30 protein-coding genes are annotated in these 23,762 nt (G+C 50.2%); 28 read left to right on the top strand and 2 right to left on the bottom strand.

Annotated features, from left to right (window positions below):
* Positions 1–6: 6 nt before the first annotated feature.
* The 19 genes from L3D05_RS21640 to L3D05_RS21550 all read left to right on the top strand — a co-directional run bounded on the left by L3D05_RS21640 (position 7) and on the right by L3D05_RS21550 (position 12,973).
* On the top strand, positions 7–573 hold the full coding sequence (locus L3D05_RS21640; RefSeq protein ID WP_239618466.1) for a thioredoxin family protein: 567 nt from the start codon (positions 7–9) through the stop codon (positions 571–573).
* A gap of 13 nt (positions 574–586) precedes the next feature.
* A complete protein-coding gene (locus L3D05_RS21635) occupies positions 587–1,213 on the top strand; it encodes an MBL fold metallo-hydrolase (RefSeq protein WP_239618465.1) in 627 nt (208 codons plus the stop codon).
* 174 nt (positions 1,214–1,387) lie between these two features.
* Positions 1,388–2,095 carry a CpaB family protein gene (locus L3D05_RS21630; RefSeq protein WP_239618463.1) on the top strand — a complete coding sequence of 236 codons (708 nt, stop codon included), beginning with the start codon at positions 1,388–1,390 and terminating at the stop codon, positions 2,093–2,095.
* A complete protein-coding gene (locus L3D05_RS21625) occupies positions 2,095–2,931 on the top strand; it encodes a CpaE/TadZ family protein (protein WP_239618461.1) in 837 nt (278 codons plus the stop codon). The genes L3D05_RS21630 and L3D05_RS21625 overlap by 1 nt, the downstream gene beginning before the upstream one ends.
* Complete coding sequence (locus L3D05_RS21620) at positions 2,928–4,337, top strand: ATPase, T2SS/T4P/T4SS family (protein WP_239618460.1); 1,410 nt, start codon at positions 2,928–2,930, stop codon at positions 4,335–4,337. The genes L3D05_RS21625 and L3D05_RS21620 overlap by 4 nt, the downstream gene beginning before the upstream one ends.
* Entirely contained in the window at positions 4,334–5,269 is a 936-nt protein-coding gene (locus L3D05_RS21615; protein ID WP_239618458.1) for a type II secretion system F family protein, read from the top strand. The genes L3D05_RS21620 and L3D05_RS21615 overlap by 4 nt, the downstream gene beginning before the upstream one ends.
* Positions 5,270–5,284: 15 nt before the next feature.
* Complete coding sequence (locus L3D05_RS21610) at positions 5,285–6,178, top strand: hypothetical protein (RefSeq protein ID WP_239618456.1); 894 nt, start codon at positions 5,285–5,287, stop codon at positions 6,176–6,178.
* Positions 6,179–6,193: 15 nt separating this feature from the next.
* A complete protein-coding gene (locus L3D05_RS21605) occupies positions 6,194–6,343 on the top strand; it encodes a hypothetical protein (RefSeq protein ID WP_239618455.1) in 150 nt (49 codons plus the stop codon).
* A gap of 20 nt (positions 6,344–6,363) precedes the next feature.
* The gene (locus tag L3D05_RS21600) at positions 6,364–6,510 is read left to right on the top strand and encodes a hypothetical protein (protein WP_239618454.1); all 147 of its coding nucleotides are present in this window, start codon (positions 6,364–6,366) and stop codon (positions 6,508–6,510) included.
* The gene (locus L3D05_RS21595) at positions 6,507–6,938 is read left to right on the top strand and encodes a hypothetical protein (protein ID WP_239618452.1); all 432 of its coding nucleotides are present in this window, start codon (positions 6,507–6,509) and stop codon (positions 6,936–6,938) included. The genes L3D05_RS21600 and L3D05_RS21595 overlap by 4 nt, the downstream gene beginning before the upstream one ends.
* Positions 6,939–6,956: 18 nt before the next feature.
* Positions 6,957–7,439: a hypothetical protein gene (locus L3D05_RS21590; RefSeq protein WP_239618450.1), complete on the top strand. Its 483-nt coding sequence runs from the start codon at positions 6,957–6,959 to the stop codon at positions 7,437–7,439.
* Positions 7,440–8,152: 713 nt separating this feature from the next.
* Positions 8,153–9,361 carry a M24 family metallopeptidase gene (locus L3D05_RS21585; protein WP_239618449.1) on the top strand — a complete coding sequence of 403 codons (1,209 nt, stop codon included), beginning with the start codon at positions 8,153–8,155 and terminating at the stop codon, positions 9,359–9,361.
* 148 nt (positions 9,362–9,509) lie between these two features.
* The gene (gene sigY / locus L3D05_RS21580) at positions 9,510–10,043 is read left to right on the top strand and encodes an RNA polymerase sigma factor SigY (RefSeq protein ID WP_239618447.1); all 534 of its coding nucleotides are present in this window, start codon (positions 9,510–9,512) and stop codon (positions 10,041–10,043) included.
* The gene (locus L3D05_RS21575; RefSeq protein WP_239618445.1) at positions 10,030–10,368 is read left to right on the top strand and encodes a DUF5345 family protein; all 339 of its coding nucleotides are present in this window, start codon (positions 10,030–10,032) and stop codon (positions 10,366–10,368) included. Before sigY ends, L3D05_RS21575 begins: the two co-directional genes overlap by 14 nt.
* Entirely contained in the window at positions 10,361–10,591 is a 231-nt protein-coding gene (locus tag L3D05_RS21570; protein WP_239618444.1) for a sigmaY antisigma factor component, read from the top strand. The genes L3D05_RS21575 and L3D05_RS21570 overlap by 8 nt, the downstream gene beginning before the upstream one ends.
* A gap of 18 nt (positions 10,592–10,609) precedes the next feature.
* A complete protein-coding gene (locus L3D05_RS21565; RefSeq protein ID WP_239618442.1) occupies positions 10,610–10,804 on the top strand; it encodes a PLD nuclease N-terminal domain-containing protein in 195 nt (64 codons plus the stop codon).
* A gap of 2 nt (positions 10,805–10,806) precedes the next feature.
* Positions 10,807–11,718: an ABC transporter ATP-binding protein gene (locus L3D05_RS21560; RefSeq protein ID WP_239618441.1), complete on the top strand. Its 912-nt coding sequence runs from the start codon at positions 10,807–10,809 to the stop codon at positions 11,716–11,718.
* Positions 11,715–12,488 carry an ABC transporter permease gene (locus tag L3D05_RS21555; RefSeq protein WP_239618440.1) on the top strand — a complete coding sequence of 258 codons (774 nt, stop codon included), beginning with the start codon at positions 11,715–11,717 and terminating at the stop codon, positions 12,486–12,488. Before L3D05_RS21560 ends, L3D05_RS21555 begins: the two co-directional genes overlap by 4 nt.
* Positions 12,489–12,589: 101 nt before the next feature.
* On the top strand, positions 12,590–12,973 hold the full coding sequence (locus L3D05_RS21550; RefSeq protein ID WP_239618438.1) for an ATPase: 384 nt from the start codon (positions 12,590–12,592) through the stop codon (positions 12,971–12,973).
* A 92-nt stretch (positions 12,974–13,065) separates the two neighbouring features.
* Here the strand turns inward: L3D05_RS21550 and L3D05_RS21545 are convergent, their stop codons facing one another.
* Complete coding sequence (locus tag L3D05_RS21545; protein WP_239618437.1) at positions 13,066–14,166, bottom strand: EAL domain-containing protein; 1,101 nt, start codon at positions 14,164–14,166, stop codon at positions 13,066–13,068.
* 125 nt (positions 14,167–14,291) lie between these two features.
* Here L3D05_RS21545 and gatC point away from each other — a divergent pair, with 125 nt between their 5' ends.
* From gatC to L3D05_RS21505, 8 genes are all read left to right on the top strand, one after another.
* Complete coding sequence (gene gatC, locus L3D05_RS21540) at positions 14,292–14,579, top strand: Asp-tRNA(Asn)/Glu-tRNA(Gln) amidotransferase subunit GatC (RefSeq protein ID WP_239618435.1); 288 nt, start codon at positions 14,292–14,294, stop codon at positions 14,577–14,579.
* An 18-nt stretch (positions 14,580–14,597) separates the two neighbouring features.
* On the top strand, positions 14,598–16,058 hold the full coding sequence (gatA, locus tag L3D05_RS21535; RefSeq protein ID WP_239618434.1) for an Asp-tRNA(Asn)/Glu-tRNA(Gln) amidotransferase subunit GatA: 1,461 nt from the start codon (positions 14,598–14,600) through the stop codon (positions 16,056–16,058).
* A gap of 12 nt (positions 16,059–16,070) precedes the next feature.
* Complete coding sequence (gene gatB, locus L3D05_RS21530; protein WP_239618432.1) at positions 16,071–17,504, top strand: Asp-tRNA(Asn)/Glu-tRNA(Gln) amidotransferase subunit GatB; 1,434 nt, start codon at positions 16,071–16,073, stop codon at positions 17,502–17,504.
* A 77-nt stretch (positions 17,505–17,581) separates the two neighbouring features.
* Complete coding sequence (locus L3D05_RS21525; RefSeq protein ID WP_239618431.1) at positions 17,582–18,052, top strand: GNAT family N-acetyltransferase; 471 nt, start codon at positions 17,582–17,584, stop codon at positions 18,050–18,052.
* Positions 18,053–18,159: 107 nt separating this feature from the next.
* Positions 18,160–18,864: an MgtC/SapB family protein gene (locus L3D05_RS21520; RefSeq protein WP_239618429.1), complete on the top strand. Its 705-nt coding sequence runs from the start codon at positions 18,160–18,162 to the stop codon at positions 18,862–18,864.
* Positions 18,865–18,883: 19 nt separating this feature from the next.
* Complete coding sequence (locus tag L3D05_RS21515; RefSeq protein ID WP_239618428.1) at positions 18,884–19,573, top strand: hypothetical protein; 690 nt, start codon at positions 18,884–18,886, stop codon at positions 19,571–19,573.
* Positions 19,574–19,688: 115 nt separating this feature from the next.
* Entirely contained in the window at positions 19,689–20,120 is a 432-nt protein-coding gene (locus L3D05_RS21510; RefSeq protein WP_239618426.1) for a Fur family transcriptional regulator, read from the top strand.
* 163 nt (positions 20,121–20,283) lie between these two features.
* A complete protein-coding gene (locus tag L3D05_RS21505) occupies positions 20,284–22,032 on the top strand; it encodes a glycosyl hydrolase family 18 protein (RefSeq protein WP_239618424.1) in 1,749 nt (582 codons plus the stop codon).
* A 57-nt stretch (positions 22,033–22,089) separates the two neighbouring features.
* Here L3D05_RS21505 and L3D05_RS21500 read toward each other — a convergent pair whose 3' ends face one another.
* Positions 22,090–22,479 carry a DUF2614 family zinc ribbon-containing protein gene (locus L3D05_RS21500; RefSeq protein ID WP_239618422.1) on the bottom strand — a complete coding sequence of 130 codons (390 nt, stop codon included), beginning with the start codon at positions 22,477–22,479 and terminating at the stop codon, positions 22,090–22,092.
* A gap of 200 nt (positions 22,480–22,679) precedes the next feature.
* On the opposite strand from L3D05_RS21500, the gene L3D05_RS26815 reads away from it, so the two are divergent.
* Complete coding sequence (locus L3D05_RS26815; protein ID WP_239618420.1) at positions 22,680–23,573, top strand: nucleotidyltransferase-like protein; 894 nt, start codon at positions 22,680–22,682, stop codon at positions 23,571–23,573.
* Positions 23,574–23,762 lie beyond the last annotated feature (189 nt).

The raw sequence follows: 23,762 nt of genomic DNA, 5'->3' as shown, positions 1-23,762 counted from the left end.
ATAAGCATGAGCCAATTAATCGCCAGCAAATTACATAAAGGCCTTACGCCTCGTCAGTTCGTGGACGGCATGGCCAAAAACCAAGATACGTTCAAATCCTGGTATGATCAATTTCAATGGAATGATGCCGAACTAGAGGAATTCTACGATTCTTTGAACAATCGCGACGATCTACGTTGCTTGATTATCGCAGCCGAATGGTGCGGTGACGTCGTTCGCAACGTACCTGTCGTGTTCCAAGCGATGGAGAAAGCAGGAATTCCTACGGAAGTATTGATCATGGAAGAGCATTTGGATCTGATGGACCAGCATCTCACGATGGGGGGCCGCGCTATCCCTGTTGTGTTGTTCACGGACACTGGCGGACATCTGTTAGGAAAATGGGGCGCGCGTCCAAAGCATGTTCAGGAAGTCATGAATGCTTTCAAAGCGGCTAATCCTGATCGTGAAGCTTCGGACTATCAGGAGAAAATCGCGGTCGCAAGACAAGAGATGGGACAGCGCTATGGAGAGGGTACCGGCTATCAGACCGTTATTTTGCAGGAAATCCGCGAAATACTGTCTGGGGTTTGAGGTCGATTAAAGGATGCTAACCTTTCAACGATATTCACTGGGAGCTCTGCAGACAAATGCATACGTTGTCGTGAACTCGGAGCGCACGCATGCCGTAGTCATCGATCCAGGCACGCCGGACGGAGCCTTATTGCGCAAGCTTGACGGACTAAAGGTGGAAGCGGTACTGCTCACGCATGCCCATTTTGACCATATCGGCGGAGTGGATGCCGTTCGTAAGCGGTATAACTGTCCGGTCTATCTTCATTCTGCAGAGAAGGAATGGTTGACCGATGCGGGGAAAAACGGTTCCAGCCGGTGGGCTGACGTGACTCCGCCGATTACGACGGACTTGCCGGACCATCTTTTAGCGGATGGCCAGGTTCTCGAACTGATCGGGGAAAGCTTCCTAGTGAAACATACGCCGGGTCACTCTCCAGGCAGCGTTAGCTTCTTGGTAGGCGATCTGTTATTTGCGGGAGACGCCCTGTTTCATAGGTCGATCGGACGCACGGATCTGCCAGGCGGCAATCAAGACCAGCTTTACCGATCTATTCGGGAGAAGCTTTACGTATTGCCGGAAGACGTTCTGGTGCTGCCCGGACATGGTCAAGAAACGACAATCGGGGAAGAACGGCGCGAGAATCCATTCGTCAGATAATACGGAAGCTTTGTCATGAAATGTCAAAAAAGGCTTTACACAAGTGTAAGCATTTGATATAGTGAGCCTTGTCAAGCCCATATAGGCTATTGTTCGCTGCGAAGAACGCAGGCGATGGAGGAATCATCCTCTTCGCTTGCGTTTTTTTTATTTTCCGGAAAAGAGGGTGAGAAGATGAACAGACGAAGAAGCGCGGCAATCAGCTTGTCGGCTGCGGTCCTATCGGGAATGCTCGTGTATGGCGTGTACTTGCTGCAATTAAAACATATCCAATTGGAAGAGACGACGACGGTTGTCGCTCCCAGACAATTCATCGCGACTGGCACGAAGCTGGAAGCTTCGCATTTAACTTATTTATCTTTGCCAAGGTCGGCCGTGTCGAAGGAGATGATGACCGACATGTCGGAGGCGGTCGGAATGGAAACCTCCATGCCGCTAGGCGGGAACGAGCCGGTGCTGCGTTGGAAGGTGGACAAATATCGATTATTGCCGAGCTCAGGCCAGTCGACCTTTCAAATTCCAAGGGAATACGTCAAATCGGTTTCCAACGGAATTCGTGCGGGAGACGAGGTTGTCGTGTACTTGTCGGATGAGGCAACGGTTTCTCGTAAACTTTATCCCGATGCGATTAGAGTGGCGGGGGTGAAGACCGCGGCTAATTTGGAAATCGATAACCCCAAAAATCCGAATTTGATCTCCATGGCCAATGATGACAAAGAAGGAATGTACACGTCTAGGCGGGATGCTAACGGGACGATCGATGCGATTAATTTGAACTTGACGGAAGACCAATGGCTCGCGATGGATACCGCTTGTAAAGGGGGAACCGCAAAGCTGATTATTGCTTTCCAGGCTTCGTCTATTAAGGAGGATGAACAATAATGTCGGGAAGATTGGCAGCTTTTGCTGGCTCGACGCCTAATATCGGCACATCGCTAACAGCGTTCGGCACGGCTTATCGCATTGCGGCATTGACGGGACGCAAGGTCGGATATTTATGTCTGAATTTGAAAAGCGCCAAAACCCACTTGTATTTGGGAGTAGACAAGCCGGACGTCACGTTGGATGGGGTACGGCCGGAGCTCCGGGCAGGTACTTTAACCGGCGACAAGCTTCAACAGTATGCCTTTCGTTCGCCCAGGCTGGGCGGACTGCACGTTATGTTCGGTAATATGGCAAGGGAACAAGCCGAGTATTACGAGCCGGAGGACATGCAGAGGCTGCTTGCCGCTTCCAGGGAAGCTTTCGATTTGACCATTGCAGACGTGAGCGCGTATTGGGATAACGCAGCTACCGTGTGCGCGATGAGGGAAGCGGATGAGCGTTTCTTAGTTACGACAGACAGCTTAAGCCATTTTCAGGAAGATATTCATCGATGGACCGGCCAAGTCGGTTCGCAATTCGGTATGTTGCCGGAGCAGTTTCAATTGGTGTTGCTGCATAGTAACCATCGAACGACGGGAGGATTTCGAATGAAGGAAATTCGCAAGGAAACCGGATGTACCGAGTTTACGGAATTGCGGCTGTTGGAGAGCGTACATCTTCAACTGGATAGCGGCAGGTTGGATGAGTGGCTGGCAGCGGAAGAGAGGAATGCCGCTGCTTTCGATGCGGTTGCTAACCCATTACTCAATCGGTTGAACTGGGTGCAAAGGCTGCAAAAGTCCGACCGTCCGTGGCTAAGAAGGCTGATGGTGCATAGAAGGAGGAACCGGTGAGTGCCAATGGTGCCGCTAAGCGGTTTTCTTCGACCGAATATGCGGCTAATTTGCAAACTTCGATTAGCAAGACGGCCATGCCTGCGGAGGAGAAATCGGATAGTTTAGCGAGCTTGAGGTCGTATACGGAAGAAATCCGCCATATGCTGGCAACTCCTAGAGGCTGGAGCGAAGAGGAGCGTCGGAAATATGCCGAGAAGCTTAACCGTGCAGTGATCGGCTTTCCGCAGGAGCGAGCCGAGATGCTTGCGATTATATCGGACTGGATTATTCGCAAGCGCCTGCAGCATGTTTCCTTCGGCAGCTTGCCGTACGCAACTTTAGCGGAAGCCCTGTTCGCGGAGGTAATCGGGATGAACGTGCTTGAGCTAGTGCTCCGCAATCGGGAAGGTTTGGAGGAAGTTCAAGTCGTCGGCACGAGAATCTTCGAAGTGAGGGACGGCAAAGCAACGGCTTCTCCGTATCGGTTTCAAGAGCTGGCCCATGTCGAGAGGATTCAACAGAACCTTGTGCTGTTCAATAACGATCGGATCAATCCTCGGAAAAGGTGGGCGGAAGTGCTGCTATTGGATGGTTCGCGGGTCACTTTAACTGGTTTTGGATTTACCGCGCAGCCAACGCTTACCATCCGACTATACACGGTCAAACGGTTCAGCCTAGAGACGTTATGCAGCCCCGAGTATCGGACGATGGATGATCGCGTTCGCGAGCTACTGCTGCTAATCGTGCGTAGCCGTTTGAATATGGTCGTCATCGGTGCAACGAATACCGGTAAGACTCATCTGATTAAGGCGCTCATCTCCGCTATGCCCGACGAAGAAAGAATCGTAACGATCGAGAGCCGGTACGAGCTGATGCTGGCGAGGGATTTTCCGGATAAGAATGTCGTGGAGTACGAATCCGATGAGGATGATCCGCTGCATGGACCGCGCCAAGCATTCAAGTTGGCGTTGCGACAATCCCCCCAGCGCATCTGTCATGCGGAGATTAGGGATGAAGATGCCAATATATACGTGAGGGCTTGCACTCGCGGTCATGAAGGAAGTATTACATCGGTGCACGCTAACGGTCTGGAGGATGTTCCGGACACGATTACGGATATGTGCATGCTTGATGGCAGGGGAATGAATCCGATTTCCATGATCCGGCGCATTACGGAGCATGTTACGCATATCGGGTTCGAGATGCGGATGGTTGACGGCGTCAGGAAACTTGTCCGCGTAGGAGAATTCGAGTGGTGCAACGGGGCGGTCAGGGTGAGGGAGTTGGTCCGGTTCGAGGAGACATCCGGACATTGGGTTTTTCCGGAGCCGTTCTCGGACAAAGCGTTACAGAAGATTTCCAGATTGGACCCCGAAAGCTATAGAACGATTGGGAAATTCTCCTTCGGAGGGTCTATCCCATGATGAAGCTTGCTATCGCGTCGGTAATCGGATTGCTGTTTTTATTGTTATTTTTGAGTTTCCGATTCGGATTATTGGTTTGGTGGGATAACCAATCGCGCAAACGAAGGCTCAAGTCGAGTCAAACAGGCCGTTGGCATTTTGATCCCGTGCAGCATTGGACGCGGTTAAGCAAACCCCATCAGCATGTATCCGATCTACTCGTAGCTCTAGGATGGCGGTTAAAGCCGCAAGGGTTTGTTATTTGTTCATTGGTCATGGGGCTGCTAGGCGTTGCTGGCGGAGTACTTGTGTTTCAATCTTTTCGTTCCGTCCTTCTTTTGTTCGGAGTATTAGGCTGCCTGCCCTATTTAATTGTTCGTATGTCTTTAATCAATAGGCAGATGGCGACAAGATTGGAGTTCCTGCCCGCAGTGGAGCTATTCTACCAAAGTTATTTAATAACCGGATGTCGCCACATTCGGGTCGCCCTACAAAAAACAGTAGATGAGCGCCGCCTGCCAGGGGAAGTACAAGCGGTATTCGAGCAGCTCTATCGAAATTTATCGGTAAAGGGAGATGACGAAGGAAGCTTACGCCGCTTTTCATTATCATTCGGCAATATGTGGGCTGACTATTTCGGGAGCATTCTCAAAGTGGCGATAGAGGAGGGGAATAACGTATCGGATAACCTGAAGGAGCTGATAACGGATATGCGCAAAGCCCAATTGGCCAATCAAGTGGAGCGCCATCGGTTGCTTGAAGTGCGAATGGCTAACTTCACGCCGGTATTATTCCTGGTGTTGTTTATGGGCGTGAACTTCCGATTGAACCCGGAGGGTAGCTATCGATATTACATTTTGGATTCCGGAGGCAGAGGCATGCTTCTGAACGCAATCGTGCTCCTATTCGGATCGCTTATGATGGGCCTTTATTTATCCCGGAGAAAAATGTAGATGAGGTGACCGATTGTGAAAGATTACATGCATGCTCTCACTGTCGGGATTGGCGGCCTGATCCAGTTTGCGCTCGTCTTTGCCAGTATATCCATTCTCTTGAGGCTTTCTTTCGCGCCGCGCAACCGCTGGCGAATTCATCTGAAGGGTTGGCGCGAGCGGAGGACGCCCATCTGGTGGCTTCGGCTGTGGAGGACGGACCGGGAAAGCGTTAGTCTGCAAGAGAGACGAATGCTGCTCGTCGGCTGCGGAATTCGTTATCCGCCTGAAGTGTATTTAGCCTATCGTCGCTGTTTGTTATTCGTGTTACCCACTATTGGCGGAATTATGTACGTCCTGCAAGATAAGAAACAAATATCCGCGGTTGTCAGCTGGAATATATTAATTGCGCTCTTAATCGTAACCGGATTGGTAGCGATCGATCGCACGTGGCTCCAATCGATTCGACGTTACCGGACCGACCGAATCAGGCGAGAGATCGTGGCCGTTAGTAGCCAACTGCTCTACTATACCGGCTCAAGGCAGCATCTTCACGGCAAACTGATGAAATGTCTTCTTCTGACCCGGTACATTAGAAGTGAAATGGGGCTGCTGCTGAACGAATGGTACCATGACGCCGATGCGGCCTTAAAGCGGTTTAAGGAACGGTTAGGAACCGATGAAGCCTATGGATTCGCCGAGAGTTTGCGTTCCCTGCGCTTGAGCGAGAGCGATGAAATCTACGACATGCTGCGAGAAGTGGTGCGGGACTATAAAGCGCAAATCGAACTTGCCAAGGATAGCCGCAAAGAAACGACTTCCTATCTTTTGTTCGTGTTGGCGGGGATTCCGATCTTGTATACGTTTCAAATCTTCTTGTATCCATGGGTTCAAGAAGCGGCTAAGCTCTTTGATGCTCTCAATCCTTAGGAAGGAGGTGTTTGGATGAGGAACATTCTGATTACGGTTATGATGCTTATCGTAGTGGCTTTATTGTTTAACACAATCATCGCTCAAGATAATACGGGTACGAAAGCACGGATTGAAACACACGGCAACTCGGCGAACACAACGCTCGGAAACTTGGCGCCTTAAGAGGAAAGGAGGAATGGCCCATGCGTCAGTTGTTAATGACCATGCTGCTGATCGTCACGGTAGTATTGCTGTACACTTCGATTACACAGGGCGATGAAGGCACGAATCAACGAATTGAATCGTCCGGCGGGCGAATGGCGGACCAAATTTCCCGGATCAGCCCGTGAAACAGTTGCTTGTGTTTTTACTGTTCGCCGCTTTATTTTGTTGGCTCATGTTTTCTCCTATCTACAAGCATGTGCTGGTGATTCGGCAGGCGCTGCTTCAACAAGAAGCTGATTATTTGCTAGAAGTCGGTGCAAGCGGAAGGTACGGATATATTGACGGCGGAATGGTAGCGGAGTCGAGGAAACGGCTGGAAGGGTACGGATTTCAGGCCTCATCGCTTCTGTATGAAGTGGCATCCACATCGGGAGTGGAGGCAGATAATGCGGCTTCTCCTTTGCCGAGAGGGATCGGGATTCGACTTCGGATTACTTATCCTTATGAAAACCTACTCAATATCGATCGCTTGATCGGCGTTGAACCTCCTTCCGATGACGCTAGAATTGCAGGTGGAGGAATGAAGATGAGCGAATATGTCCCCAGCCGATAACAAGGAGTAGACCGCATTATGGCTAAACTTGTATTTAGCGTGCTTATGATCGTCATCTGGTGGATGCTCCATGCGTTGCAAGTCGACGAAGAGATCGCGATGGGGACGGTGCACGATGCCAAGCGAGCCGTAGACCGTGCCGCACATGCCGCAGCTCAGCAGTTAGACCGAAGTAAACTGGAAATGGGAGTTGTTTCTATCCAGTCCGATCTTGCGGAGGGAGCGATATTAGCTTATTTGCAGCAAAATCTATCCTTGGATACCGAACTCCACCCGCTGCCAGGCAGTTTTCTTCGGGAAGCTGTCGAAGTGAAGGCCTTCGAAATCATTAACGAAGAAGAAGTATTTCCGTTCACTTACCGCAACCCTCTCTATAGCTATGAAGTTACGCTAGACCGCCCAGGGGTGGTACTAATCGTCCACGTTAAATATCCGCGTTTATTCGGCGTACTCGATCCGGTGGAGTGGGATTTGAAGGGATCGGCAGAACTGGTGTTTTGAAGAGAGAGAAAAACAATAAGAGCTGTTCCTGCCGATCCGAACGGATTCGAGCTGGGATAGCTCTTTGGAAATTTCTTGCCCAGTGCCCTCAACGCAGGCAAACCAATGCAAACCGTCAGGAAAAGCCCCCTCTCAATGACAACCCCGCCTCGATAGTTACTGCTATTAACCCCGTTGCAGGCAATAACGGCATGCGAAACCGCTAATTCTCTCTAAACTCTTTGTTATAGAGTGCATTACGGCAGCGAATGCCACTATAATCCATGAAATGGCTGGATTTGGTCAAAATCCAAAGATATAACGGCCCTTAGATCTGTTACTATCCTTCAACCCCCTATTTTTCAACAAATAACGGCAAGAAATGCCGCTAACGAGTGCGCGTATACCAACATCACTATCAAACCATCACTATCAAAATGTCGCTATCAAAACATCGTGAGCCCCTCTCAACGACAGCCCCGCCCGATAGTGACTACTATTAGCCCCGTTGCAGGCAATAATGGCATGCAAAACCGCTAATCCGAAACCGCTAGTAATTCTCCCTAATCCCCATGTTATCGACCACATTGCGGCATTGTCGACCTCTATCGGTTCGCTATGGGTTCACGTTTGGAAGCTGTTTATGCCGAGAGGTTTCTTTCACTCGGTTGACGACATGCTTCTTCTTTGTTGTAATAATGACGAGTGCAAGGACAATAAAGGGGCGCTAAGACATGCATGCTTTTCCAGCTCAAGACGAGTGGTCAAACCGCAAAATCAGGATGCAGCGTAAACTAGCAGAGAATGGATGGACGGGCTGTTTGGTTTCGCAGAACGTCGGCATTTACTATTTCACCGGTTCCATGCAAACCGGTTATGTGTTTATTCCCGTTGAAGGTGAACCTACCTTTTATGTTAGAAGAAGCGTTGCCCGGGCGCTTGCGGAATCGCGAGTGCCAACAAAGGAGTTAGCCTCATTCCGTGCTTTCGGCAATCAACTGTCGTCAGATTACCCGGATCTATTTTCACTGTCCGATCCTTTGCCTTCCATCGGTGCCGATCTTGACGTGATGCCTGCTCAACTGTATTTGCGGTTCGCGGAAGCGATTCCTCAAGCCAAGTTGACGGATGCATCGGCGTTGCTAAGGAATGTTCGCAGCGTGAAATCTCCTTATGAAATCGAGCGCATCGCTAAAGCGGCGGAAGTCGTTGCGGTTGCTCTTGAGACGGGCTTGGCTAGCTTGCGAGAAGGTATGACGGAGCTGGAATTGATGGCCGAGATCGAATACTCGATTCGTAGAAACGAGCATATTGGATTAATGAGGATGCGCAATTACAACCAAGAGATTATGACCGGTATCGTTGCGGCGGGAGAAGCGGCAGCGGAGCCTTCGTATTTCGATGGTCCCGCGGGGGGGAGGGGATTGTCTCCGGCCGCTCCGAAGAGCGTTAGCCTTCGCCCGATCGGCCGAAATGAACCGATTCTGATCGATATTGGCTGCTGCATCGACGGATACGTGATCGACCAGACGCGTACGGCCGTGATAGGCGAGCTTGATTCCGATCTTCGTGCCGCTTACGATACCGCCGCGGAGATCATGAGGATGAGCGAGCAGTCGCTTTGTCCGGGCGTTATCCCCGAGGAGATTTATTTCCAAGCCGTAGAGATGGCTAAGGCTGCAGGATTGTCGGAGCATTTCATGGGGTTTGGCCGTGACCAAGTAAAATTTCTGGGGCATGGGATCGGACTCGAGATTGACGAGTGGCCTGTGCTTGCCAAAGGTTTTCGAGCCCCGTTGGAACCCGGAATGACGATCGCCGTCGAACCCAAATTCACGTTTCCGGGACGAGGCGTCGTCGGCGTAGAGAACACGTATCTGATTACGGAAACCGGCTGCAAGGCATTAACGGTGTCTCCGGAGAAGATTTTTGTATTGCCTTGAGAATATCCTGTATTTTCTCAACAACGGTACCCAGAAAATGGCTATCGTTGTTTTTTTATTTTGGCTTGAACGATTTGCGATCGGGAAACGTATTAATTGAACCCATCGCGAACAACGCGAATCTCAGAAGGAGGCGGGAGTCAAACCTATGCCGAAATCCACTCCAAACAACTCCCGCATCGGACGAATCCCGCCTGCCGAGTTGGCTTCGTTACTCCGAGAGCATTACGGAATCGTGTTTCACTATTTACTCAAAGCAACGATGAATCGAACTCTCGCGGAGGATATTACCCAGGAGACGATGATTCGGGCGATCGAGAAAATCGATAGATACGACGGCAGCTCTAAGTTCTCGTCATGGCTCATTACGATCGGTACGAGATTGTATCTCGATTTTCTTCGTAAACGCAAACGGGAACACGAAAGCTTGAAACAACAATCAAAGATATCCGCTTTGCAATGGGAAACGGAATCTCGAGGGGCGGAATGGACCGAGCTACTGTCAAGCCTGGAGAAGCTCGCGAATGAAGATCGGGTTCCTCTTGTGCTCAAGCATTATTACGGATACACCTACGAGGAAATCGGACAGATGATGTCCCTACCGCCAGGCACGGTCAAATCGAGAGTTCATTACGTTATTCGAAAAATCCGAGAGGAGCGAGTCAAGGATGAAGCCTACTGATCAAGATCAGGACAATAAACTCATTACGGATTTGCGCCAAGATTGGGAAGTGCTAGAGAAAACCTATTCCGTCACTCCCGCACCGCTAGACGTATGGGAATCTCTAGTCCATAGACAACGCCAAGTTACGAGACGTCGCTTATGGCGAGATTTACTCCTCTTCTGGTCGGTCGCGGTGCCGCTTGTTTCGGGCGTTCTTTTCCTCGGCTCGGGAATATCGGCTTGGTTTTGGCTGCTGCAAGGAATATCCGTCATCGTCGGTATTCCCCTGGCGATTAACGAATTTAAAGCTTCTTGGCGCAAAGGGGCGTCGACCTATGACTGAAGCATCCATGCAGGGGAACTGGTGGTTGTGGACCTTCATCGGACTTCTGTTGCTGGCGCAGAGCACGGTACTGTTCATACATGCCCGAAACCGGGGAGGAAGAGCATGGTTCTGGGGACTATGGGGATTGACGCAATTTCCGAGTCCAACGCTCGTATACTTGCTGTTGCAGTGGCGGAGAAAACGCAAACGCAAGCTTGAAGCAGAAGGAGAAACAGACTAAAGGATGGAGGGAATAACGATGGATAAATCAGATCTTCTAATGATATTGCTTCCGGTGGTCCTCATCCAGCTTATTTTGATGGTGACGGCATTAACGTTTTTATTCCGGATGGATTCCGTTCGGGGGAAGAAGTGGGTATGGGTTCCGGTGATCGTTCTCGTTAATATCGTTGGACCGATCTTGTTTTTCGCGTTCGGAAGGAAGGAGAGCTGACTATGAACCTACTAAAGGCAGAAGGGTTATCTCGCAAATACGGAAAAACAGATGCGCTCAGCCAAGCCAGCTTCGTCATCGGCGAGAATCGTTGCATCGCCTTGCTGGGGCCTAACGGAGCGGGTAAAACGACGACGTTATCCCTATTAGCGGGTTTGTTGGATCCGACGTCCGGCACGCTCGTCATGAATAGCGATCTAAGCTCCGACAGGCGACGTTGGATGGGGTTCCTCCCGCAGCATCCCGCGTTTTTCGGTTGGATGACCGGATTCGAAACGATGGTTACCGCCGGCAGGTTATGCGGCTTGTCCTCCAAGGAAGCGGCGGAGCGCGGTAAAGAATTGCTGGAAGCGGCAGGGTTGAAAGAAGCAGCGAATCGTCGCGTTTCCGGTTATTCCGGAGGTATGAAGCAGCGTCTGGGACTGGCTCAGGCCGTCGTTCATCGTCCGCGCTTGCTTCTGTTGGACGAGCCCGTTTCCGCTTTGGATCCGATAGGAAGACGTGACGTACTCACGATGCTGGACAATTGGAAGCGGGAGATGACGATCGTACTCTCCACCCATGTTCTTCACGACGCGGAGCAAGTTTGCGATGAGCTGATCTTAATGAATCGCGGTCGAGTCATGATGCAGGGGGAGATCGAACAACTGCGCCAAGCCGCGGGCGCCCCCTACTTGAATATCGTCGTAGAAGAAGGAGAAAAAGCGAATAATTGGCTCGGAAGAATTGAGCGGATTCAGGGCGTGACGAAGGTGGACGGCGGGAAGAGCCAATGTCGCGTTCACACGGACGAAATGGATTCCGTAAGGGATAAGGTGCTGCGGAGCGCCTTGGATGAAGGAGTAAAGCTGCTGACCTTCGAGGTTAGCCGTAAATCGCTCGAACAATGGTTCGTTGAGGCGGTGCAGGCATGAGCGGCTTCGGAATATTGCTTCACAAAGAATGGCGCGAAGCCCTCCGCACGGCTAAGTTGATTTGGTTGCCGGCGGTATTCCTCTTGCTAGGATTCCTTCAACCGCTTACGGCGAAGTTCATGCCGGACATCCTTGCCTCCGCCGGCAATCTGCCTGAAGGCACGCTTATCCAAATCCCGGTTCCAACTCCCGGGGAGGTATTGGGGCAAACGATCAGCCAGTTCGGAACGGTGGGACTGCTAGCCGTATGTCTGGCGTTCATGGGAACGATTGCCGGAGAGAAGCGGAACGGCACTGCGGATTGGATTCTCGTCAAACCCGTCTCTCCGTTAGCTTACGTGGCGTCCAAATGGGTCATGCTTTGCCTGATCGTCTCGATTGCGTTCGGTTTAGGGTTTGGCGGATCGTGGTACTACACGAATCTATTAATCGGCGTTCCGAATTCGGGAGACGTCCTTATCTCTGCGCTTCTGTATTATATCTGGCTCGTGTTCATCGGTACGGTTACGATTATGACCAGCGCTTTGCTCCGTTCTCCCGCGGCTGCCGCTTTTATCACCTTTGGCGGCGCGATCGTTCTGCAGTTGGTTCATGGCTTATTCGATAACAAGCTTTCATGGCTGCCATCCGGACTCGACGCCGCGGCGATCTCCAAGCTGACTACGGGAAGTTCGCCGAGCTGGGCAGGCTCCGCTATCGTTACGGTGATCAGCATCGCGACGCTGTTAACGGTTGCGGCAAAAGGAGCGGTCTTAAGGAAAAAGGGATAGATTACTCTCGTAGACAGCATAAATACGACTCCATTTGCATAAGGTAATGCTTTTTTAGTAGGATAGTAGTATTACCGGAAACATGGAAGGGGAGAATCGGTATGCTGAAGCTGGGAGAGAAAATTATCATCGTGGATGACCGGTTTGAGCAAAATTTGCCCTTGGGCGAATATGGGTATGTTATCGCTTATGACCGCAATAACGATAGCGCTTTTGATTATATTATTCGTGTACCGAAAGCCAATAGACAGTTTTACGTGCCAGGCGAAGATATTGAATTAGAAGAAACCTTGATGGAGCTTGAAGTAGAGCGGATCGAGAGAGAAGCCTTGATCGACTTCGCTTTGGTTACCCGAAACGAAGAACTTTTCAAGCGTATCATGAACGGTGGCAAGGAAGAGGAAGAGATTGTCGAAGAGTCCAGCAAGGAAGTGCTGAGTCGCGAGGAATTTATTCGGCAAGTCAACTTAAAAGCATGGATCTAACCTAAGACGATGCCGAAAGCGTAACGTAACGGTATTCGCACTCCAAAAAGCACCGGAAATCTCTTGCTTACAAGAGGCTTCCGGTGCTTTTTCTACCTTGCTTCGACAGGGATTTCCGTTGGTATCGGAGTTGCGCGGCCGAACAGATAACCTTGAAACAAAGGTACTCCCGCGTTTTTTAAGTAGTCCCACTCTTCCTGACGCTCTACGCCTTCCGCCAGCACAACACCGTGAAACCGGGATACTCGTTCAAGCAGCCGATCGATATATCGCTGTTTTTGCGGATCGCCCTCGCAGCTACTGACCCATCTTCGATCCATTTTCACGTAATCGGGCCGTAATTCGTCTACAATATCTAATGTCGCGAATCCCGAGCCCACATCGTCGAGGGCAAGATGAACTCCTTCTTGGCGGTAGACTTCGAACACGTTCTGAAGCCGAGGATCATCGAGAGGCTCGGTTTCCATCACTTCGAATACGTAATCGCGCGGGTCGGTTCCGGATTGCCGGATAGTCTCGAAAGTGCTTTTAAGGCAAGTTTTCGGTTGATGCAAGGAGGAAGGAAGAAAGTTGACGAATCGCTTCATGCCGGATGGGAGGTGAGAAGCTCCCATTTGAATCGCGGAATGTCTGGCCGCCCTATCCAGATAAGAATGCTGCCCGATCCTTCGGGCTTCCTCGAACAGCTCCGCCGGACGAAATGGAGATTGCTCCGGCAACGGGCGCAACAGAAACTCATATCCGACAGCCTTGCCGCTGGGCAGAACGATAGGCTGCAAATAAGTCGTGAACAAGCGATACAAGATATAATCGGACACGCTTCTGCCACCAACTTCGCCGAACAGCTCGGAAAGCGAGATCCAGCCGTCGTTATGGCTTTCGATGCTCGCGTCCTCATTTTCCAATTGATCGGTATCGTATGAAATTCGGCATTGCACGTTGTGGGCATTTCGCTTCTCTATTGTTCTCTGCAGCTTGCTCATCAGTTTGAGCAGCATCTGTTGATTGTCATAACGTAAAGCAAGAGCGTTATCCTCATTGGGAGAGGTGGCACACTCGATAATGGCTTCATTTAACGTCTTAAGAGTTACCGGATCGTCCGAGGCGAATTCTACGAGTCCGTAATCCCTTAATGGAGCTGAGCCCACTGCGCTATGGTAACGGGGTATGTTAATCCCTCCTAACGTCGGCATTCATCGTCTTATTTTAACCGTTTTCCGATACCTTAAAGCATTTACCTGTCATTGAGTTCCCTTAGTTTGTCCGATATAATGAAAAGAATGAGCGGATATGCGGAAATAAGGAGGGTTATACAAGCATGAGTATCACGATTAAAGAAGTCGAGCATGTTGCCAATCTGGCGCGTTTAGAGCTGTCCGATGCGGAGAAAGAACAATTCGCGGGACAATTAAACGCTATTCTGAAATATGCCGAGAAATTAAACCAGCTGGACACGGAGGGCATCGAACCGACCAGCCACGTACTGCCTCTCGCCAACGTGATGAGGGAAGATGTCGTTAAGCCTTCTTGGCCGATTGAGAAAGTACTTCTCAATGCACCGGAAGAAGAGGACGGGCAATTTAAAGTGCCGGCGGTTCTGGAATAAAGATTAGGAGGAGCTAGCATGTCGGTTTTTGATTTGAGATTGGCCGAACTACATAATCGTCTTCAAAATAAACAATTATCCGTTGCCGAACTGGTGGAGCATTCCATTAAACGGATTTCCGATACGGACGACAAGATTGGCGCTTTCCTTGCTTTAAATGAAGAGGGAGCGCGTAAAGAAGCTCAGGCGCTCGATGCTCAGCTTGCAGCGGGCGGAGAACGGGGCTTGTTATTCGGCGTGCCCGCAGGCATCAAGGATAACATCGTCACAGAAGGCTTGCGGACGACTTGCGGAAGCAAGTTTCTTGAGAACCACGATCCGATCTACGATGCGGCGGTCGTTACGAAATTACGTGCCGCGCAGTCCGTCACGATCGGTAAGTTGAACATGGACGAGTTCGCTATGGGCGGATCGAATGAGAATTCCGCATACGGTCTCGTTCGCAATCCTTGGGATTTAGAGCGCGTACCCGGCGGCTCCAGCGGTGGATCGGCAGCTGCGGTCGCTGCAGGGCAAGTCTACTTTACGTTAGGTTCCGATACGGGCGGATCCATCCGCCAGCCCGCGGCTTACTGCGGGGTTGTCGGACTTAAACCAACCTATGGCCTCGTTTCCCGATTCGGGTTGGTCGCTTTTGCATCGTCTCTCGACCAGATCGGCCCAATCACGAAAAACGTTGAAGATTCCGCTTATGTCCTGCAAGCCATCGCAGGTCACGACGAAAGGGATACCACATCAGCTAAAGTGGATATTCCGGATTATTTGTCCGCGTTGACGGGTGATGTCAAAGGTTTGCGCATCGGCGTTCCTAAGGAATATTTAGGGCAAGGCATCGATCCTCAAGTGAAGGAACGCGTGCTGGAAGCGTTAAAAGTGTTCGAATCGATGGGCGCCGTGTGGGAGGAAGTATCCCTTCCGCATACGGAATACGCCATCGCGACTTATTATTTGTTGGCTTCTTCCGAAGCTTCCTCCAATCTAGCTCGATTCGACGGGGTTCGTTACGGCGTTCGGGCGGACAATCCGGCTAATTTGATCGATCTGTACCGTCGTTCTCGCAGCGAAGGTTTCGGGCCGGAAGTAAAGCGCCGGATCATGTTAGGTACTTATGCGCTTAGCTCGGGTTATTATGACGCTTATTATAAGAAAGCTCAGCAAGTTCGTACTTTGATCAAGCAAGATTTCGATCAAGCGTTCGAAAAATACGACTTAATTATCGGACCGACGGCGCCAACTCCCGCGTTCAAATTGGGTGAGCAAGTCGGCGATCCGCTTACGATGTATTTGAATGATATTTGTACGATTCCCGTCAGCTTGGCGGGAGTGCCTGCGATCAGCATTCCATGCGGAACGGCGGACGGCTTGCCAGTCGGATTGCAAATTATCGGCAAACCGTTCGACGAGCGGACGGTACTGAGAGCGGCGCACGCATTCGAAAGCCAAACCGGGTTTCATGACCTGCGTCCGGCACTGTCTTAGGAGGAGCACAACATGTCCAAATATGAAACGGTCGTCGGCCTTGAGGTTCACGTCGAGCTGCACACGAAAACGAAAATTTTCTGCGGGTGCTCGACTTCTTTCGGCGCGCCGCCTAACACGCACACTTGTCCGGTATGCTTAGGGCATCCCGGAGTATTGCCAGTCCTTAACCGCCAGGCGGTAGAATACGCGATGAAAGCCGCCATGGCGATTAACTGCGAAATTGCGGAATGGTGCAAGTTCGACCGCAAAAACTATTTTTATCCCGATTCGCCTAAAGCTTATCAAATCTCGCAATTCGACCAACCGATCGGCCAGAACGGCTGGATCGACATCGAAGTGAACGGTGCAACGAAACGAATCGGAATTACCCGTCTTCACTTGGAGGAGGACGCCGGTAAACTGACGCATATGGACGGAGGCTTCGGCTCCTTAGTCGACTTAAACCGCGTCGGAACTCCGCTTGTTGAAATCGTGTCCGAGCCCGATATCCGTTCCCCGGAAGAAGCGAAAGCTTATTTGGAGAAACTAAGAGCGATCATGCAATACTGTGACGTCTCCGACGTGAAGATGGAAGAAGGCAGCCTCCGTTGCGACGCTAACATTAGTATTCGTCCTTATGGACAAGAGAAGTTCGGAACCCGCGCGGAGTTAAAAAACATGAATTCCTTCCGCGGAGTACAGCGCGGACTCGAGTACGAGGAGCTTCGTCAGGCCGACGTGCTCGATAGCGGGGGCACGGTCGTACAAGAAACGCGCCGCTGGGACGAAGGGCAAGGGAAGACGATCAGCATGCGCGGCAAAGAAGAAGCGCACGACTACCGTTATTTCCCTGACCCGGATCTTGTTCGCCTGCATATCGATGCGGAATGGAAAACCCGCGTTCAAGCTTCGATTCCCGAGTTGCCGGACGCAAGGCAAGCGCGATATATGCAACAGTATGGCCTATCCTCGTATGATGCGGGTGTTCTAACCGCGTCGATGAAGCTTTCGGATTTCTTCGAGATGAGCCTCAAGCATACGAGCGATGCGAAAGCATCCGCCAACTGGATTATGGGAGATTTACTCGGTTATTTGAACGCCAATAACTTGGAGCTCAGCGACGTTAAGATCACTGGACAAGGCTTAGGCGAGATGATTCAATTAATCGAGAAAGGCACGATTAGCACGAAAATCGCGAAAACCGTGTTCAAGGGCTTGATTGAAACGGGTAAATCGCCGCAACAGATCGTCGAGGAGCAAGGTTTGGTGCAAATTAGCGACGAGGGTGCGATCCTGTCGATCGTAGACGCCATTATTGCCGCCAATCCGCAATCCGTAGAAGATTTCCGTAACGGCAAAGAAAAGGCGATCGGTTTCCTTGTCGGCCAGATCATGAAAGAAACAAAAGGCAAAGCTAACCCTGGGCTTGTGAACAAGCTGTTAGTGGAGCGACTGAACGCATAAAGCATCGGGGAAACGGCAAATTCGCTATATGGCGGGTTTGTCGTTTTGTTCCTTCTATCGGAAAGTGAGGGTTAGTTATGGGTATTGCGGTAATAGAGATCAAGCGTCGGGAAGTAGCGGAGGAAGTGTGGGCGTTGCAGCACCCGGCTTATCGGATCGAGGCTGCCTTGATCGGGGTTCCCGACTTGCCTCCATTGCAAGATACTATTCAATCGCTGCAAGCTTGCGGAGAAATTTTTATCGGATTTCGGAATGAGGAAGGGGAATTGCTTGGCGCTGTTTCGTATGAACGCGAACGATTGGGTGATCTTACGATTTGCAGGCTGATGGTTCATCCTGATTACTTGCGCCAAGGGATAGCCACCCGCATGTTGGAATATCTATTTTCTGATCAGCGCAATCTCTGCATGTGGTCCGTTATGGCTGAGATTCGCAACCTGCCAGCCATTGCTTTGTATGAACGATTAGGCTTTGTTCGTCATGAGACTTTCAAGCCGATAGCGGGGATTGAGATGGTTAAGCTTATTCGTTTGCCTTCACGCCTCTAGTCTTTCAACTCCGACTTCAGCCTAGGTTCGTCCCCGTCCAAAAACCATTGTATGGTCAATTTCTAGCGTGTTACAATGATGAAAATGAACTGATGAAAGGGATGCGCATGCATAATCCATGGGTAATTGACAACGTGCATCTTGTTATCCGCCTGTTCTTATCCGTCTTACTCGGAGGACTGGTCGGATTCGAACGAGAACGAAAAAACCATGCGGCGGGTTTACGGACCCATACTTTGGTATGTTTGGGCTCTTGTTTGCTTATGATTCTCTCGATGTATGGTTTTGCCGACTTCGTTGGCGAACCGAATGTGAGATTAGATCCGGCGCGTCTTGCCGCGCAAGTTATCACCGGAGTAGGGTTTCTGGGAGCGGGAACCATCCTGTTCACCGGCAAATCGATTACCGGCTTAACGACGGCCGCTTCGGTCTGGGTTGTAATGGCCGTAGGCTTAACGGTCGGAGCGGGATTTTATCTGCCAGCTGTTTTATCCGCGGTAATGGTACTGCTTATTTTGTGGGGATTAAATATCGTGGAGAAGCGGTATGTGAACAACCGGAGGGAATGTACATTTACTCTCATGCTTGATGGTGAGAAGCCCCGAATGGAGCATGTACAGGAGCTTCTGACGCATCGTGGCGTGAAATTGGTTAAAGTCCGATTCATAGGCACGGACGACAGCGATCTCGGCCTCGAGCATAAGCATCAGAGTATGATCATCACCGTCATTCTTCCGCACAGGGAGCAATTGATGGGTTTAGCGGATGACCTCAATCGCATGGCCGGAGTGAGGTCCGTTGCAGCGGAATAATGGAGTTGGAGGTATGGGGATGAACGAGTCGGGAGAATGGGGCAACAACGAATATCCGTTGCCGCCGAGCCCGGATGAGGGCGAAAGAGCGCAACAGCAGCAACATCAACAGCCGTGGTCTGGGTATGCCATTCCAAATGGGTATCCGCAAGGGCACAAGCGAATAGCTAGAAAAAGGAAATGGATCTCCGGTATTTTGGCATTTCTAGTTCCGGGAATCGGGCATATGTATTTAGGGTTAATGATTAAAGCAATCGCTATCATGCTACTCGTAGCCTTCGATATTACGGCTATCGTATATGCGGCTGATGAAGGCGATAATGTACTGTTCATCGTTCTGCTGAGCTTTGTCCTTCTCATCATCTATTTCTATAGCCTATTCGACGCAATTCAAAGCACGGATATCGTGAATGAACGCAAGGCCATGGCGACGGGGCAGTTGGTCGGATCCCCTACCGCGATGCAGAACGGATGGAGTGAGAATGCAGTCAAGCCTGCAATGGAGCAAAGCCACGGACGAAGCGTTCCGCCTGTCGGAATTTTACTGCTGGCGGGATCAGGCGTCGTTATTCTGATCTTGTCGGGTACGAATTGGACGCATTGGCTTTTTAATTCCTTCGGCTCTATGTTCGGTGCAATTGTACTGATCGGAGCTGGCGTTGGACTTTGGTTATGGGAAGGTCGGTCCCAACATCGCAAAGGGAACTAGAACATATCGGTTCTATCGGGGTTGATCTTCCATTGACAATGTTCAATTGTGAAACGTAGAATATAGGTAATCTATATCATCTACTTGCAGATGTGATACGAAAGGCTGTGAGAGCATGGAATCCAAGGTCGAGCATGCCGTGGACCAGCTCAAATCCGGTGGAGTCCGGATGACTCCGCAACGGTACGCAATATTACAATATCTTATGGAATCGTTCTCGCATCCTACTGCAGACGATATTTTTCGCGCACTTTCTCCGCAGTATCCGAGTTTAAGCGTGGCGACGGTCTACAACAACCTGAAGGTTTTTGTAGATGCCGGTCTTGTTCGCGAGCTAACTTACGGAGACGATTCTAGCCGCTTTGATGCCGATATGTCGGATCATTATCACGTAACTTGCACGAATTGCGGTACGATTGTCGATTTCGACCATCCCCCGGTCAAGGAAGTGGAGAGAGCGGCAGCAGCTTCTACCGGCTTTAGCGTCTTCGGTCACCGTCTGGAGATCTACGGGCTTTGTCCGACTTGCAAAGGCATGCATTCTTAATTTTAACGATTACGCTATTAAAGCACGCGGGGATTACGCCTTGGCGTGTTTTTTTAGTTCGCAGGCAGTCCGCATCAAGCGAAACTAGCAACCTTTCGTTCCGTAGCATCGTACATCTTAAGAGGACAAGCGTTGCATCCAGATATGCAGAAACGGAGAGTGAATGGAATTGAATTCCGAATTGATGGCCGGACCGCGCCGTTCGCGCAAAAGATCCGGTAAATGGATACTGCTCTTGCTCATTTTCGTCATAGCGGCGATTGCGGTAATTTGGTGGAGGGCATCCCATTCGGCCAATACATCGTACATCCAGCCTAAATATATTTCGAACCCTTCTCCGATTATGTTTAAAGGGGAATGGACGGACGTTAATGCTATAGGTACCGAAGAGGGATTATTGATTCCCTTGGACATCGCCGAGCGATTATTGGGTGACGGGGTTCATTATGAAGAGAAATCGGAGACCGTCGTTCTAACGACAGATACGAAGGTACTGCACTTTAAGACCGGTGAATTAGATGCCACGCTGAACCGGAAACCTTTCTCTCTTCGGTTCGCGGCCAAGAAAGTAGATGATACGCTCTATTTGCCCGTAGCTCCACTTACGGAATTGTTCGGCGTGAAGGCGGAGATCGGCAAGCCTTCTGGCATCGTCTCGCTTTTCATGCCTGGAGAGGCCATTCAACATGCGGCTGTTCCGGAGAAAACGAGCAAAGGGATCAAGCTAAGAGAAGGGCCGGGTAAATCATTTCCGATCATTGAGGATTTGCCTGCAGGTTCGGACTTGCGGTTATGGGGCGAAGAGGACAGCTGGTATAAGGCCCAGTCCAAAGCCGGGAATATCGGATACGTGTCCAAGGGTGCTGTTTCCCTGCTGGCTATTGAGACGATTACTTCGGATTCCGCAACCGAGGAACCCTTCGTCGCATGGAAGAGCAGCGGCAATAAAATCAATCTGACATGGGAAGCCGTTTACTCAGCCAATCCGGATACCAAGAAAATAGGAGAGCTTAGCGGCGTTAATGTCGTTAGTCCGACATGGTTCGAGTTGGTAGACGGCAAAGGGAATATTCGCAGTAAAGCGGATGCACAGTATTCGGCATGGGCGCGTGCTAAAGGCATTCAAGTGTGGGGGCTGTTCAGCAATGGATTCGAACCGGATAGGACGCATACCGCGCTTGCGACATATGAGACTCGTTTTGCGATGATCCAGCAACTGCTTGCCTATGCGAAGACGTTCAAGCTGCAGGGAGTCAACATCGATTTCGAAAACGTCTATACGAAAGACAAAGATAACCTAGTGCAGTTTGTTAGAGAACTTACGCCGCTCCTGCATGAGTACGACCTTGTCGTATCCATTGACGTGACTCCTAAATCCAACAGCGAGATGTGGTCCGTTTTTCTGGATAGGGAAAGGCTAGGAGCGAGTGTGGATTTTATGATGGTAATGGCCTATGACGAGCATTGGGCATCGAGCCCCGTAGCCGGATCCGTCTCTTCCCTTCCATGGGTGGAAAACTCGATTAAACGCATTGTGGAAGAGGATCGGGTTCCGTCTGATAAGTTGATATTGGGTGTTCCCCTCTATACAAGGATATGGACGGAAGAACCGAACGGGAAAGGCGGAGTTAATGTCTCGTCCAAAACGATGAACATGGAAGCCGTCGCGAAATTGATAACGGACAAAAAGTTGAAGCCGTCATACTCTGAAGAGACTGGCCAGAACTATATCGAATTCAAAGAAGGTAAGTTGGTCAAGAAGATATGGATCGAGGATGCTTCTTCAATTAAAGCTCGTGCGGAGCTGGCGCGAAAATATAATTTGGCCGGGGTGGCTTCATGGCGTCGCGGATTCGAAACGAATGACATTTGGGGAACGCTGGATAAGACGCTTCAGAACAGATCTAAGTAATCGCTCTAAACCGAAAACCTCCGATGCGTCTGCATCGGAGGTTTTGTTATACGGATATTAAGATTGAGTCGGCAACGGGGTGTCGCTAGCATTGTCGGAATGGGCTTTGCTAATAGCGTCTTCGGTCGCTTTGGCTGGGTCAAGCGTAAGAATCGTGTGGCAATACATGCAGCGATCCGTCGTTCCGAGCATTTTCGTTCTTTTCGAGCATTCGGGACAGTCGATGACCGGGGCGCTAGTGGATAACATGCCGACCCAGAAATAGATTCCCATGCTGATGAAGCAACTGATTATCCCGAACACCATGAAGATTGCTGCGATGATTTTGCCGACTTCACCGAACAGCAGGATTCCGCTTGTTCCAAAAACCATGACCCCCATGCCGGCTAGCACGAGCAGGAGTCCCCAAGTTCGCATCGTTGATATTTTGCTGGCTTTCCATTTCATGTTGTAGTCTCCCATCTTAAAAGAACACATGGCGAAGTTCTATTTTATACCATCAACTCTACTCCCGCAGGAAGCAGGAAACAGGGCATTGGTTGTAGAACTAGACCATACTCGTAATTTAATTATAGCTCACATTTTGTGGACAGACCACCTCGCATCGAACGTGCGAGATCTGGAACTTTAATAAGGATGTGAATGATGTGGAGTCGTTAGTCAAAAATTCGTTCTATTTAGAGCAGCTAGGTCAAGAGGAGGGGATTGTTAGCCTTCTTCTTGTTGCGAATCCGTTCTCCTATCAACCTCTGATCGACGGGATGGATCGATTGGCTCTTATTATTACGAACGCTTCAACCTATAAAGATTCCGAGCACTTGATCTGGAACGATGCGCGCATTCTGGTGCGAAGAGTAACTCGCGAGAAGTTGGAAAGCTGGATTGTCAGCAGCCCGAACCGCAATGTCATCTATTGGTTAGTGCAAGGGGAAGTTCTGATCGATAAGGACCATTACTTAACGAGCCTTCGCGATCGATTAATGGAATGGTCGCCGCATATTCGCGAGCAGAAACTTCTTAGCGAGTTTTCGCAATTCGTTCGTTCTTATTTACAGGCCAAACAAGACCTTAGGGATGGACAGGTGTTGGATGCCTATTCCAATGTATTGGCTTCCCTTCATTATTGGGCGCATATTGCCCTCGTTGAAGAAGGCATGCACCCTGAGTTAACCGTATGGGAACAAATGCGAAGAGTGAACCCGGGGATCTATAAGTTGTTCGAGGAATTAACGACAAGCGGCGAGACGCTGGAGCAAAGGGTGCAGTTGGTGTTGCTTGCTTGCGAGTTCACCATTCTGAATAAGATGGAATCCTCATGCTCGCTTCTGATACGACTAATCGGAAGCCGCGACGAGTCGTGGTCTATTTCAGAATTAATGAAGCATCCGGATTTGGTCGGTCTGTCTTTGGAGATATCGGTGCTTCTCCAGAAGCTAGTGCACCGCGGCAGTATACTCGAAATCGCGAAACCGTCGCATCATTTCTATAATGGAATATTGGAGCTTAGATATGCCTCCGCGAGTGGTAAAACAAACAATTAAAAAAATGTCGAAAAAACCGTTGACTAGGCATATCATTCTGTGATAAATTATATCTCGCCGCTGAAAAAGCTACTGAATGCGGACACGGTGAAATCAAGCGATGCAAAAAGAAATTAAAAAAAGTACTTGCATTACTGATACGAACTGTGGTATATTATAAAAGTCGCCGTTAGCGCGGACGACAACGAA

The organism is Cohnella mopanensis (assembly GCF_022352055.1).
Classification (GTDB): Bacteria; Bacillota; Bacilli; order Paenibacillales; family Paenibacillaceae; genus Cohnella; species Cohnella mopanensis.
The sequence above is the reverse complement of the archived record's forward strand: the minus strand, read 5'-3'. Positions and strand labels throughout refer to the sequence as shown.